This window comes from Pacificispira sp., assembly GCF_965228185.1.
Lineage (GTDB): Bacteria > Pseudomonadota > Alphaproteobacteria > UBA8366 > Aestuariispiraceae > Pacificispira.
This window is the reverse complement of record NZ_CBDDHE010000010.1, coordinates 71998-85415: the sequence shown is the minus strand read 5'-3', so window position 1 is coordinate 85415 and position 13418 is coordinate 71998. Positions and strand designations below refer to the sequence as shown.

General features: G+C 65.5%; 15 protein-coding genes. 8 read left to right on the top strand and 7 right to left on the bottom strand.

What is annotated here, in order from left to right; genetic code table 11:
• Positions 1-35 precede the first annotated feature (35 nt).
• Positions 36-926, bottom strand: coding sequence for a transcriptional regulator GcvA (locus tag ACO06O_RS20830; protein ID WP_421884394.1), 891 nt, complete (start codon positions 924-926; stop codon positions 36-38).
• 194 nt (positions 927-1120) lie between these two features.
• Between ACO06O_RS20830 and ACO06O_RS20825 the strand changes: the two genes are divergently transcribed.
• Positions 1121-1378 carry a DUF1127 domain-containing protein gene (locus ACO06O_RS20825; protein WP_420419339.1) on the top strand — a complete coding sequence of 86 codons (258 nt, stop codon included), beginning with the start codon at positions 1121-1123 and terminating at the stop codon, positions 1376-1378.
• An 831-nt stretch (positions 1379-2209) separates the two neighbouring features.
• Here ACO06O_RS20825 and ACO06O_RS20820 read toward each other — a convergent pair.
• Both ACO06O_RS20820 and ACO06O_RS20815 read right to left on the bottom strand, forming a co-directional pair.
• Positions 2210-3436, bottom strand: coding sequence for an SAM-dependent methyltransferase (locus ACO06O_RS20820; protein ID WP_421884391.1), 1227 nt, complete (start codon positions 3434-3436; stop codon positions 2210-2212).
• 1 nt (position 3437) lies between these two features.
• Positions 3438-4481: an asparaginase gene (locus tag ACO06O_RS20815; RefSeq protein ID WP_421884389.1), complete on the bottom strand. Its 1044-nt coding sequence runs from the start codon at positions 4479-4481 to the stop codon at positions 3438-3440.
• Positions 4482-4589: 108 nt separating this feature from the next.
• Here ACO06O_RS20815 and ACO06O_RS20810 point away from each other — a divergent pair, with 108 nt between their 5' ends.
• The 3 genes from ACO06O_RS20810 (at position 4590) to ACO06O_RS20800 (ending at position 7817) form a co-directional block, all read left to right on the top strand.
• Positions 4590-5165 (top strand): RNA methyltransferase, encoded by a 576-nt coding sequence (locus ACO06O_RS20810; protein ID WP_421884387.1) that lies wholly within the window; start codon positions 4590-4592, stop codon positions 5163-5165.
• A 187-nt stretch (positions 5166-5352) separates the two neighbouring features.
• Complete coding sequence (locus ACO06O_RS20805) at positions 5353-6060, top strand: response regulator transcription factor (RefSeq protein WP_420419335.1); 708 nt, start codon at positions 5353-5355, stop codon at positions 6058-6060.
• A 17-nt stretch (positions 6061-6077) separates the two neighbouring features.
• A complete protein-coding gene (locus ACO06O_RS20800; RefSeq protein WP_421884384.1) occupies positions 6078-7817 on the top strand; it encodes a stimulus-sensing domain-containing protein in 1740 nt (579 codons plus the stop codon).
• Between the two features lie 51 nt (positions 7818-7868).
• Here the strand turns inward: ACO06O_RS20800 and phbB are convergent, their stop codons facing one another.
• On the bottom strand, positions 7869-8591 hold the full coding sequence (gene phbB, locus ACO06O_RS20795; protein WP_420419333.1) for an acetoacetyl-CoA reductase: 723 nt from the start codon (positions 8589-8591) through the stop codon (positions 7869-7871).
• Between the two features lie 190 nt (positions 8592-8781).
• A complete protein-coding gene (locus ACO06O_RS20790; protein WP_421884381.1) occupies positions 8782-9249 on the bottom strand; it encodes a hypothetical protein in 468 nt (155 codons plus the stop codon).
• Positions 9250-9431: 182 nt separating this feature from the next.
• Between ACO06O_RS20790 and ACO06O_RS20785 the strand changes: the two genes are divergently transcribed.
• The 4 genes from ACO06O_RS20785 (at position 9432) to ACO06O_RS20770 (ending at position 12452) form a co-directional block, all read left to right on the top strand.
• Entirely contained in the window at positions 9432-9632 is a 201-nt protein-coding gene (locus ACO06O_RS20785) for a hypothetical protein (protein WP_420419331.1), read from the top strand.
• A 144-nt stretch (positions 9633-9776) separates the two neighbouring features.
• Positions 9777-11339, top strand: a complete 1563-nt coding sequence (locus tag ACO06O_RS20780; protein WP_421884378.1) for a sulfatase-like hydrolase/transferase — start codon at positions 9777-9779, stop codon at positions 11337-11339.
• A 77-nt stretch (positions 11340-11416) separates the two neighbouring features.
• A complete protein-coding gene (locus tag ACO06O_RS20775; RefSeq protein ID WP_421884375.1) occupies positions 11417-12142 on the top strand; it encodes an AzlC family ABC transporter permease in 726 nt (241 codons plus the stop codon).
• Entirely contained in the window at positions 12132-12452 is a 321-nt protein-coding gene (locus ACO06O_RS20770; protein WP_421884372.1) for an AzlD domain-containing protein, read from the top strand. The genes ACO06O_RS20775 and ACO06O_RS20770 overlap by 11 nt, the downstream gene beginning before the upstream one ends.
• Before the next feature lie 3 nt (positions 12453-12455).
• Here the strand turns inward: ACO06O_RS20770 and ACO06O_RS20765 are convergent, their stop codons facing one another.
• On the bottom strand, positions 12456-13136 hold the full coding sequence (locus ACO06O_RS20765; protein ID WP_421884369.1) for a nitrile hydratase subunit alpha: 681 nt from the start codon (positions 13134-13136) through the stop codon (positions 12456-12458).
• A complete protein-coding gene (locus ACO06O_RS20760; protein ID WP_421884366.1) occupies positions 13133-13414 on the bottom strand; it encodes an SH3-like domain-containing protein in 282 nt (93 codons plus the stop codon). Before ACO06O_RS20760 ends, ACO06O_RS20765 begins: the two co-directional genes overlap by 4 nt.
• Between the last annotated feature and the right edge of the window lie 4 nt (positions 13415-13418).

Genomic DNA, 13418 nt, shown 5'->3' with positions numbered 1-13418 from the left:
TACACCGCTTTGCCCGCAACCGCCAGCCACGGCGGTCAGGCGGTTTCCGCCTCCTTCAGCAGCCAGTCGGAGAAGGCGCGGATCTTCGGACGGTCGGCGCGTTCCTGGGGGCAGACGATCCAATAGGCGAAATCGCTGGGCAGGGAGAAATCGAAGGGTTTGACCAGAAGCCCCTGTTCCAGCGCGTCATGGGCGATGGCGCTGCGGCCCAGTGCCACGCCCTCCCCCGCGATCGCGGCCTGCAGGACCAGGTTCGAGAAATTGTAGCGCGGCCCCTTGTCCGGATTGACGCCCGTCACCCCCGCCGCCTTCAGCCAAACCCGCCAGTCGGTCCGGATATCGTCATGCAGCAATGTGTGCTGGGCCAGGTCTTCCGGCTTCTCCAGTGGCTTTTCCGGATCTTCCAGCAGGCGCGGGCTGCAGACGGGGAAGACTTCCTCTGTCATCAGGCGGATTTCGTGCAGATCGTTATACCCGCCCGTGCCCCAGCGGATGGCGAGGTCGATATCCTCCGCGTCGAAATCCGTCAGCTCGTAATCGGCGGACAGACGAATGTCGATTTCCGGATGGTCGGCGCGGAACCGCGCCAGGCGCGGCACCAGCCAGGCCGACGCGAAGGACGGCAGGCAACTGACATTCAGCGGCCCGCTCTCGTCCTGGCGTTTGACCCGGTCCGCGCCGTCAGCGATCAGATGCAGCGCCTGACGCACCGTTCCGGCAAAGGCCTGCCCCTCCTCCGTCAGCAACAGCGCACGGTTCAGACGGCGAAACAGGCGCACACCCATCGCGTCCTCAAGCTGCTTGATCTGATGGCTGATCGCGGCCTGTGTCACATAAAGTTCTTCGGCCGCCTCCGTGAAGGACAACAGCCGGGCCGCGGCTTCAAAGGCGGGCAAGGGCTTCAAAGGGGGCAGACGGGCGCTCACGACGGTCTCCGTTCGGATAAATTTTCTTAATTCGATAAATGAAAATATATCCGTTGTCCGGAAAACGAAACCCCCCTATTTCTCCCCCTGTCGGGCAACGGTGCCCGGGATGAACAAGACTTTCGGATAAACTACACCTCTGTGACATCCGGTCGTGTCATCTGTGAACGGCAGTTTGCTATAGGAGAAAGACAATGGCGAACACGCAGCAAATGTACGGGGCCGGCAGCCCGTTTGCGCCGCTGGCTTATCTTCTGGTCGAAGCGACGGATGCGGCCCTGGAAGGCCTGCGCTCGATCGCGGTCAACCCGATCGCGACCCTGGCGCAACTTCAGGCGCGCGCCGAACAGCGCCGCCGCCTGGCCGAAATGGAAGATCACCTTCTGGCGGATATCGGCCTGAATCGCGCCGAAGCCGACCGTGAAGCGAAAAAGCCGGTCTGGGTCGCGTAAGTCCCCAACGCACCCCCCAAATACCCAGACCAGCGCCGAAGCCCCCGAGCCCTCCGCCCGGGGGCTTTTTGGCGTCTTGGGGCCAGGGCTTGGTCGCACATACCGTGCCGACCATCCGCGATTCCCGCCCCAGCGCGAATGACGGACAGCCCAAAAGCCGTGTTCCTGCGAAAGCAGGAACCTTCTACGTCTTGGCACGGTGCCGGACCCGCGAAGGCTCCTACTTTCGCAGGAGCGCGCCGGTACCGGAAGTGAAACGCAGAGTACGCTGAGATGGCGCAGAGCGCGCGGAGGGGATGATAGCAGGGCCCCATCTGCCGCTCGCACCTTAGCCGTCACCCCGGCGGAAGCCGGCGTCCAGGGGGTGCGCTCAGACCGTGCCAACGGGCCTGATTCCCCGACCCTTCAAGAATTACAGACAACCCGGAGACCGTGTTCCTGCGGAAGCAGGAACCTTCTACGTCTTGGCACGGTGCCGGACCCGCGAAGGCTCCTACTTTCGCAGGAGCGCGCCGGTACCGGAAGTGGAACGCAGAGTACGCGGAGATGGCGCAGAGCACGCGGAGGGGATGAAAACGGGGCCGCGTCGTCCGCTCACCCCCTTGTCCGTCACCCCGGCGGAAGCCGGGGTCCAGGGGGGTGCGCTCAGACCGTGCCAACGGGCCTGATTCCCGGACCCTTCAAGAATTACAGACAGCCCAGAGACCGTCTTCCTGCGGAAGCAGGAACCTTCCTCATCCAGGCACGGTGCCGGAAACTCGAAGGCTCCTGCTGTCGCAGGAACGCATTCGGGCCCTGATTCCCCATGGCGCGGAAATGACGGAAACCCCGCTAGCGCGTCAGGAACAGTTGGGAGAAACCGTTCAGTGCGGCGAAGAGCTGGGTGAAGCTTTTATGGAAGCGGTCCCAGTCCGGGGCGGCGGGCAGGTCCTGGCGGATCTGCTCCAGGCTGCTGGTCCCGTCGATGCGGTCCAGAATTGTCTTGGCGTCGCGCGGCAGCGGCAGGGCGAGGTCCAGCCCGTCTATGGAGACCGGCAGGGACGGCGCGCCCGGCGGCATGGCGCGGAACTCGGCCTCCGTCTCCGCATCGCGGAACACCGGAACGGCGTCCGGTGCGATCCGGGCCACCGTGTCTTCCGCCCGGTCGGCGCGGGTCAGATAGGCGATATGGACCGGCATGTTCCCGGCCATGGCCTCGGCCAATGCCGCCCGGTCGCCCGCTGCCAGAGCGGCGGCGCGGTTCCGCAGATCCTGCTCGCGGGTATAGGTTTCCGGCGCATAGCGGGCCGGGTCGATATAGGTCACGGTGCGCAGGCCCGCCGCCGCTATTTCCGCCTCCAGCTGCGGCACGGTATAGGCGCGGTCGGTCGAATGCAGCAGCAGATCGTAAAGGCCGGCATCGCCGCCGGTCTTGTGGTCGCGCACCAGCGGATTGCGGACCAGCCGGTTGCTGGCGGGCAGCGCATTCAGATAGCGCTTGGCCAGGGCGACCCGTTTCGCCGGCGGTTCGTCGTCACGCGCCAGCAGGCGCAGCGCCGCCTGGGTTTCATAAACCCCGGTCCGGCCGGTCTCGCCATAGACCATGACGCCCATGCCGCCCAGAGGGGCCAGGGCTGCGGCCAAGGCCCGGAACCCGTCCTGCGGCACCGGCAGGTGATGCAGCACGCCGCAGCAGTCGATATAGTCGAACGGGCCCCATTCCGCCGCGTCCAACAGCGACCCGGTCCGGAACGTAACCCGCCCCGTCAGGCCGCGCGCGGCGATCCGCGCCTCGGCGATCTTGCGGGTCGCCTCGGACAGATCGACATAGTGGATGTCGGCGTCGATCCCGGCATCGGCGGTCTGCTGCGCCAGCATGGTCAGCGCATCGCCGCTGCCGCCGCCGGCGACCAGCAGGCGAAACGGCCTATCCTGCGGCAGGCGACCGGCGAACAGCCAATGGGTCAACTCCCGCAAATGGCTCGGCGAGCCGGTAATCAGCCGTTTCGCCTCGTCCTTCGGGTCGCGGGCCGGATAGGGGTAGGTTTCGTACTGGGCCCGGACCGGATCCACCGCCATGTCAGAAAGCCAGCCAGCTATCCGCCGGCCGGATGTCGCCGACGATGGTTTCCTGGCGGTTCTTGAGCTGCGGATTGAGCCAGGGGGCCATCGCCTCCATGTGCTCGTCCTCGATGACGCCGATTTCGCGCAGCAGCGCCGCCATCATCGTCTCCGCACCCCGGGTCGCACCGTCATCGCATTTCAGCGCGACGCCCAGACCATATTCCGGCAGCGCGGCGCAGAACACGCCTTCCGCCCCGGTCTTGATGAAGGCGCGCGCGCCCAGGATCTTCATGACCTCGGTGCAGAACCGGCCGGTGCCGGCGACCATGAAGGGATGCGCCATGACCGACGAGGTGATGCGGTGCACGGCCTTGGCGCGCTCCTCCGGCAAATCCTTCGGGTCGGCGACGCGGGCAAAGCCATAGGCCAGATTTTCCAGCGGGATCGGCCAGTTCGGCGCGGAACATCCGTCGATGCCGGGCTGCACGCCGGACAGATCGATGCCGCACATCTGCTCCATCGCGCCCAGAATGCGCTGCTGTACCGGATGGGTCTGTTTCGTATAGCCCTTGGTCGGCACGCCGAGCTGTTTGGCCAGGGCCAGCATGCCCGCATGCTTGCCGGAACAGTTATTGTGCAACTGGTTGGGTTCAACCGCCGCCCGGGCCAGCGCGTGGGCATCCGCCTCGCGGTACGGCCAGTGCGACCCGCATTCCAGATCCGCCTCCGACAGGCCCAGCTTGGACAGCATGGACGCCGCGCCGTCGGTATGCCCCTTTTCGCCATTATGCGAGGCGCAGGCCAGCGACACTTCCGCATCCGTGAAACCGAATGCTTCCGGCGCGCCGGATTCGACCATCGGCAGCGCCTGGATCGCCTTGATGGCAGAGCGCGGATAGGTCGGGCGGGCGATTTCGCCCCAGGCGGCCTGCAGCTTGCCGGCCACGTCGACCACGGCGGCGCTGCCGCGATGGCGGCTTTCCACCACGCCGTTGCGGGTGACTTCGACGGTCAGAGGGTTGGCGTTGCTGCCGGATAGGGTGATGGCGTCGTCGAGCATCGCGCGTGGCTTTCCGGTTACTGTCCTTGGGGGCCGGAAACTTGCCTTGCCCGGACCCTTTGTGCAAGAAGGCGGCGATCCGGTTCTCACAAGTCACGGAACGGCGCCATGGCGCAGACGCGCGGATATTTCGGCCTGGGGGTCGAAGGCATCTCAAAACCGATGAATGCGGGCAGTCTGCTGCGCACCGCCCACGCCTTCGGCGCCAGTTTCGTCTTCGCTGTCTCGCCCTATGTCAACATGCGCGGGCTGAACAAGTCGGACACGTCCGGCACCGCCGATCAGGTGCCCTATTACCAATGGGAAACGGCCGACGAGATCGCCCTGCCCAAGGGCTGCCAACTGGTCGGGGTTGAGTTGACCGACGACGCGGTCGAACTGCCGTCCTTCCGCCACCCGGACCGGGCGGCCTATATTCTGGGGCCGGAGCGCGGGTCCCTGTCCGACGCGATGGTCGAACGCTGCGATTTCGTGGTGAAGATTCCGATGGCTTTCTGCATCAATGTCGGCATCGCGGGTGCGATCACGCTTTACGACCGGATGATCAGCCGGGGCCGGTTCGCGGAGCGGCCGGTGAAGGCGGGCGGGCCGCATGCCGCCCTGTCCCCGCATGTCCATGGCAAACAGGTCTTCCGGACCCCCCGGATTCCGGTGCCGAAAGGCGGCACAAAACCCGTGGAATAGCGGCGGCCCGGTGGATCGCACCGCCGAATTATGACAAATATTTTCCAATAACTGCCGCGACCTTGCCTTATTTCCGCCCTGTTGCAACGGTGTAAGGGACAGCGTCCGCTACCGGTTCGCCTGACGACGCCGGGAGACGGACCCTGGAAACAGGCCCCTGCTTATCGCGGTGAACGAGGAAATACAGATGCCCCAGCAGATCGCCCTGGTCGACGACGACCGGAACATTCTGACCTCCGTCTCGATCGCCCTGGAGGCGGAAGGATTCAAGGTCACCACCTATACCGACGGCGAAACCGCCTTGCGCGGCCTGACCACGCGGCCCGTCGACCTGGCGGTATTGGACATCAAGATGCCGCGCATGGACGGGATGGAACTGCTGCAGAAGCTGCGCCAATCGTCGGAATTGCCGGTCATCTTCCTGACCTCCAAGGATGACGAGGTGGATGAGCTGCTGGGCCTGCGCATGGGCGCGGACGATTACATCAAGAAACCGTTTTCCCAGCGCCTGCTGATCGAGCGCATCCGCGCCCTGCTGCGCCGGGCCGAACTGGAACAGCGCACGGCCGAAGGCGGCGGCAAATCCCAGGGCGCCTTCACAAGGGGCGAGCTGGTGATGGATGGCGACCGCCATCTGTGCACCTGGAAGGGCGAACCGGTGAAGCTGACGGTGACGGAATTCCTGCTGCTGAAGGCGCTGGCCCAGCGCCCGGGCCATGTGAAGAACCGGGATCAGCTGATGGACGCCGCCTATGGCGAGAACATCTATGTCGACGACCGCACGATCGACAGCCATATCAAGCGCCTGCGCAAGAAGCTGCGGGCGACCGATAATGAATTCGACAAGATTGAAACGCTCTACGGCGTCGGATACCGCTACAAGGACGAGGAATAGCGCGAAGGGCCATCGAATTGGGCAGCCTCACCGCCGAAAGGCCCGTCTCCCGGGAAGAGGAAACCCGCGCCGCCAAGAAGGCCGCGCGTGTGGAGAAGCGTGACGGTAAGAACCGGTCCCGGGCCGCGCGGCGTCTGCGGCGGCGTCAGCGTCTGTCGCCGCTGACCCGCAAGATTCTGGCGGTCAATCTTCTGGCCCTCCTCATCCCCGTCGTCGGGATGCTCTATCTCGGCCCCTATCGCGAAAGTCTGATCGCCCAGGAAATCGACGCCCTGCGCGAACAGGGGGAAATCTTCTCCGGCGCGCTGGGCGAGGGCGCGATCGGCCTTTTGGACAATGGGCAGGAAGTCCTGAACATCGTACCCGCGCGCGATCTGGTGCGCCGCCTGTCGGCCGCCAGCGAGGTCCGCGCCCGCTTCTTCCTGGCCGACGGGTCGCTGGCGGTGGACAGCCGTCAATTGGGGTCGACCGGCCAGCAGATTCTGGTGGAGGAGTTGGAAGATCCCATTGCCGAAGATCCGATCCAGCCGGTGGTGAACCCGGTCCTGTCCTGGCTGGACAGCCTGTCCCACTGGATCGAAAACCGGGACTATCCGCTTTACCGCGATCATTTGAATCCGACCGTCACCGATTATCCGGAATCCGTCCGCGCGTTGCAGGGCGAAAGCGCCTTCGCGGTGCGCCGGGACGACAACCGCAATCTGGTCCTGACCGTCGCCTTGCCGGTCCAACGCTATGTCCATGTCTTCGGCAGCCTGATGCTGTCGCGTGACGGCGGGCGGATCGACGAGGCGATGCGCGATGTCCGCCTGACCATTCTGGCGGTATTCGCCGGCGCGCTGGTCATCACGACCCTGGTGTCGCTCTACTTCGCCAGCACCATCGCCCGCCCGCTGCACCGATTGGCAGAGGCGGCGGAAAAGGTGCGCCATTCCGTCGGCCGCGACCCGGACACCATTCCCGATCTGACGGGCCGGCGGGATGAAATCGGCGATCTGTCGGCGGTGCTGCGCGAAATGACCTCCGCCCTGACGATGCGGATCACGGCGATCGAACGCTTCGCCGCCGATGTCAGTCATGAGATCAAGAATCCGCTGACCTCGCTGAAAAGCGCGATCGAGACGGTACAGCGCGTGAAGGACCCGAATCATCAGCGCGAATTGCTGCGCATCGTGAAAGAGGACGTGGAACGGCTGGACCGGCTGATCACGGATATCTCCGACGCGTCGCGTCTGGACGCCGAGCTGGGCCGGGTGCAGACCGAGGAGATCGACCTGGCCGACATGCTGGAGATGCTGGTCGGGATGCACCGCACCGCGCGCGGCGACGGTGTGCCGGATGCGGGCGGTCAGGGCCCGGTGGTCCGGTTTGTCCGGTCCGGGAACGGCCCCTTCCGGGTCGGCGGCATGGAAAGCCGGCTGGTCCAGATCTTCCAGAACCTGATCGGCAATGCGGAGAGTTTCAGCCCGCGGGACGGCACCATCACCGTCACGATCGCGCGCGAAGGCGCCTGGATCGTCGCGACCTGCGAGGATGACGGGCCGGGCATCCCGGCGGCCAAGCTGGAGGAAATCTTCAACCGCTTCTATACGGAACGCCCGCAACACGAAAAGTTCGGGGCGCATTCCGGCCTGGGCCTGTCGATCTGCAAACAGATCGCCGAAGCCCATGGCGGCGCGATCCATGCCGAAAACCGCCCCGGCCCCGACGGTAATCCGAAAGGCGCTCGCTTCGTGGTTCGCCTGCCAGCGGCGTAACATCGCGCACCCCGCCCCTCTCCCTGAGGGAGAGGGGTTACTGCAAGGGCCTCAATACATGTGCTGGCCGCCGTTGATCGACAGGGTCGACCCGGTGATGAATCCGGCATCGTCCGAAACCAGGAACAGGACGCCGCGGGCGATTTCGCCGGCCTGGCCAAGACGCCCGACCGGGATTTTCGCGACGATCTTTTCCAGGACCTCCGCCGGGACCGCGCGCACCATGTCGGTGTCGATATAGCCCGGCGCGATGGCGTTGACCGTGATGCCGGCCCGCGCGCCCTCTTGGGCCAGGGCCTTGGTGAAGCCGTGAATGCCGGATTTTGCGGCGGCATAGTTGACCTGGCCGTACTGACCGGCCTGGCCGTTGATCGAGCCGATATTGACGATGCGGCCGAACTTCCGCGACCGCATGCCGTCGATGACGGCGCGGCAGCAGTTGAAACAGGACCCCAGATTGGTATCGATCACCGCCTGCCACTGGTCCGGCGACATGCGATGCATGGTGCCGTCCCGGGTGATACCGGCATTGTTCACCACGACGTCGATCGGCCCCAGATCGGCTTCGATCTTCGCCACCGCGGCCGTCACGGCGTCGAAATCGGAAACGTCGAACTTAAAGGCCGCGATGCCGGTTTCCTCGGTGAAGGCCTTGGCGGCGGCGTCATTGCCGCCGTAATTCGCCGCGACGGTATAGCCCGCCGCCTTCAACGCCGTGGAAATCGCCGCGCCGATACCGCGCGTACCGCCCGTAACCAGTGCCACTCTGCTCATGAGATTCCTCCCTCTTGAGTCTTGTTGGGTCCTGAACTCGTCTTCTCTGCCCGGCCGCGCCCCGCCCTCTCCCCAGCGCGTAACGCATTGCCATTGCTACTGTCTCATATCCCGACCCCGGATGCGATGGGATCGGATACATGAATTCGACGGCGGTTGCGGCGGATCGTTCCGCCGCCGCCGTCCCGATCTACTTGCGCGCCTTGCCGCCCGGCCTGGCCGGCGGTTTGCCGGCCGGCGCCGATCCGGGTTTTCCCCCGGTATTGCCATGCTGGCGGTCGCCCAGCGCCTTGAGGGTCAGGACGATCTCGTCGCGCTCGAAACTCAAATCCTCGACATCGGCAGGATCGTCGGTCTGGGCCAGGCGCGCCTTGATCTGGCGCAAGACTTTGTCGAATTCCTGCCGCACCAGTTCCTTTTCGCGCGCGGTGACCTCTTCCAGCACGACCTCCTGATCCATCATCAGGTCGGCGAAGGCGTCCATGTCATGCTTCCCCAGATCGACCAGGCGCGCATCCAGATCGACCCACAGATCCTCCCATTTGTCATACAGCGATTTCAGGTCCGAGCCGCGCCCGCCGCTGCGGGTATTCAGCGACTCCTCCATGCACACCATCAGGCGGACGAACTGCCATACGTCCAGGGTGAGATCGGTCATCGGATCCTCATTTTTGCCAAGGGTTTCGCCGCAGCCTACGTCACCCGCCGGGTCGGTGAAAGGGTCGGTTTCGCCCAGAAGCCGTAGCGTAACGTTCAGCAAAGGGACGCCGATTCGTAACAGAACACTGTTAATCACGACCCTTACACCCCATGTGGGACCGTATCGAAGGATTGAGGACGATGATCGACGCCAACCGGCTGGACTATTCCGACTTCGAGGGAAGCGAATTCGCCGCGGCCATGGCCGATATCGAAGGCGAAGTGCAAGCCGCCGTGGATTGGGTGGAAGACGCGTTCGGCGAAATCGAAGCCGAAGCCTCCAGGCTCGCCCCCGTACGGGCGGTCAAGGCCGTTTTCCGCACCCTTTTCCGTCAGGGCTGAACCCGACAGAGAACGACCGAGGCTCCTGCTTTCGCAGGAGCACGCGGGAAGTAGCCGGAGTGGCTCTGTATCCTCCGCGTTCGTCCTTTCCCGTTTCGACCGACCCGCCTTTCCGTCCGGAGGAAACCGCACTAATCTCGCGCCATGCCGGTTCGGAACATTCTCTTCATCATGGCCGATCAGTTGCGCGCGGATTGCTGGGGCGCGGGGATCGGCGTGCCGGGGGCAAAGATCGAAACCCCGCATCTGGAGGCATTGGCCCGGCGCGGCACGCGGTTCGACCGGGCCTATTGCCCGGCGCCGATCTGCGGGCCGTCGCGGATGGGGTTCTATACCGGGCTTTACCCGTCGACCCATGGCGCGACCGTCAATCAGGCACCGCTGCCCCTAGGGACGGTGACGCTGGGCGACCGGATGCGGAAGCTGGGCCTGCGCACGGCGCTGGCGGGCAAGACCCATATGAAGGCCGACCGCGAAGGCATGGCCCGTATGGGCCTGTCGGACCTGTCCGATCAGGGTGTGCTGGCGGCGGAATGCGGCTTCGAACCTTTCGCCCGCGACGACGGGCTGCATCCATTGGATAAGCCGCCGAACAAGGGCTACAACGCCTATCTGCGGGGCAAGGGATATGACGGCGACAATCCCTGGCACGACCACGCCAACAGCGCGTTGGGGCCGCAGGGCGAGATCCTGTCGGGCTGGTATCTGCGCCACGCCGACAAGCCCGCCCGTGTCGCGCCGGAGGACAGCGAAACCGCCTGGACCACCGACCGGGCGATGGCCTTCATCGACGAACAGGGCGACGCGCCCTGGTGCCTGCATCTCAGCTATATCAAACCGCATTGGCCCTACATCGCGCCGAAACCCTATTGCGGCCTGTTCGGCCCGGATAGCGTCTGGCCCGCCGTCCCGACCGCCGCCGACCCGCATCCGGTCTACCGCGCCTTTCTGGACCATACCGAAAGTATCGGTTTCCGCCGCGACGGCGCGCGGGAACGGGTGATCCCCACCTATCTGGGCCTGATCCGGGAGCTGGACGACCATATCGGCCGCCTGACCGCCTTTCTTGAGGAACGCGGCCGCCTGGACGACACGATGATCGCCTTCGTCAGCGATCACGGCGATTACCTGGGCGATTACGGGCTGGGCGAGAAGCAATTGTTCCACGATGTCTCCGCCCACATCCCTTTCTTCGTCGTTCATCCCGACCTGCCGGGCGGGCACGTCAGCCAGGCGCCGGTCGAAGGCATCGATCTGGTGCCGACCTTCCTGGACGCGTTGGGCGGCGATCCGCACGATATCCAGATGCTGGACGGACGGCCGCTGACGCCCTTCCTGAGAGGCGAAGCCCCGCCCGCCTGGCGCATGGCGGCGTGCTGCGAGCTGGATTACGCGACCCGGCAGGCGCGCGTCGCGCTGGGCGTCGCGCCGAAACGGGCGCGCGGCTGGATGCTGCGCGGAGAACGCTGGAAATACGTCCATTGGCTGGACCTGCCGCCGCAGCTCTATGACATGATCGAGGATCCGCGGGAATTGCACGACCTGGGCCGCGACCCGGCCCATGCCGCGACGGTGCGGCGGATGCGCGACCTGCTGTTCGATCAATTCGCCGACCGCCTGACCCGGACCAGTTTCACCGCCGCCGAGGTCGAGGCCGAAACCGCCGATTACACCTTCGGCGGGCGCATCAAGATGGGGGTCTGGTAAGTTTGCTTCCGCGCCGTCGGAAATGCTGTGCCGAAGCGACGGTTTCGCCCGGCGCGCGAAAGGATTAAGTCGCGCCAATGGCCTTTCCCACAGATATGACCGGCACACCGCCGGGCTGTTCCGGCGCGAGCTTCCTCGCCGGGATCCGCGACGCGTCCGGCATGTTCTTCGGCGCGCTGCTGTTCGGCATCCTGTTCGGATCGGCAGCCAGCGTCGCCGGGCTGGACATGGGCCAGACCGTCGCCATGAGCGCCTTCATCTTCGCCGGCACGGCCCAGTTCGCGACCCTGGCCCTGTGGTCGGATCAGATGCCCTATTTCGCGATCCTGATTTCCGCCGCCATGGTGACCAGCCGCCTGACCCTGATGGGTCTTTCGCTGGGACCGACGATCCGCGGCCTGCCTAGTCCGCTGCGCCTGCCCGCGATCTTCGTGATCAACGACGCCGCCTGGGCCCTGACCCTGCAGGCCAAGTCGATCCCGAACAAATCCGCCTATTATCTGGGCGTTTCCGCGCCGATGTATGCAATCTGGGTCGCGGCGACGGCGGTCGGGGTCTTCTCCGCCGGGCTGTTCGATCCGGTGACGGCGAAAAGCCTGGCCTTCGCCGGGATCGTTTTCCTGTCCATTCTGGTCGGCGTCGTGGTACGCGGTGTCGACGCGCCGCGCGCGCCGCTGGCGGTTTCCGCCGGGGTCGGCATCGCGCTGGACGGCGTGATCGAGCCGGGCGCGGCCGTCCTGGTCGCCGTCGCGGCCGGCGCCGTCACCGCCCTGGCGTCGGAGGTCATGCGCGATGCCCGATAGCTATACCGCCTTTCTGACCATCGCTCTGGTCGCGCTGACCGTCTTCGGCATGCGCATCGGTGGCATGATCCTGGGCGCGGCCCTGTCCAGCGGCGGCGAGAAGACCCAGCGCATCGTCAACTGCCTGCCCGGCTGCGCCCTCGCCGCGATCGTCGCCCCCGCCGCCATGCGCGGCACCCCGACTGACATCGCCGCCGTGATCGTGACCTTCGGCCTCTATCTCTGGACCGGCCGCACAATCCTGAGCCTCATCGCCGGGGTCTCCCTGTGCCTTCTGGGCGCCCACTGGCAGGCGGGCACGTTCGGGTAGGAATCACCCCGCCGCCGGTCCCGCCACCTCGATCACCCCGATCAGGCTGTCGCGGGTGACCAGCGCCGCCAATTCTTCCTCGGTCATGCCGTCGGTGCCGTCGGGGCGCATGGGCAGGATCATGTAGCGCATGTCGGCGGTCGAATCGTGGACGCGGACCTCGCGGCCGGGCGCGATCTCGGTGCCGAATTCGGCCAGGACGGCGCGCGGTTCGCGGACCATCCGGCTGCGGTACTCCCGGCTCTTGTACCAGTCCGGCGACTTGCCCAGCAGAAAGACCGGATAGCAACTGCACAGGGTGCAGACGATGACGTTGTGGACGTCCGGCGTGTTTTCCATGACCAGCAGCGGCGCCGGGCCGGTATCGATGCCGATTTCGGCGGCGGCCTCTTTCGCATTGGTCGTCAGGCGCTTTTTGAAATCCGGATCGGTCCAGGCCCGGGCGGTCAGCTTCGCGCCCAGATCCGGATTGCGGCCCTGCATGTATTCGATGGTCTCGCGCAGCTCGCCGCCGGAAAACACGTTCTTTTCGATCAGCAGCTCCGCCACCGCGTCGGCCATGGCCTGGTAATAGGTCGGCGGCAGATCCTCCAGATCGGGCTGGTTCGGATGCCGGTGGGGGTGGTCGTGCCCGTGGCCGTGACCATGGTCATGGTCGTGCGGATGGCTATGGTCGTGGCTCATCGCGGTTGCTCCAGCCAATGTTCGTACAGTTCGATCTCGACGGTATCGGTTTCCGGGCCGCTGTAGTCCGGCCACAGATCGCGCTGCCGGAACCGCACACGGTAGAGGGTCAGCAGATCCTCGCCCGCGCGGCCATAGGCCAGTTCCTCCGGATTGTGAAACCGGCCGCAGACCCGCTCCACGACGCCGGCATGGCCGCGGCAGTAAAAGGGGGTGCGGACATGGCCCGGCGGGGTCGCATAGCGGACCTGGACGGTATCGCCGACGGCATAGGACATGCGA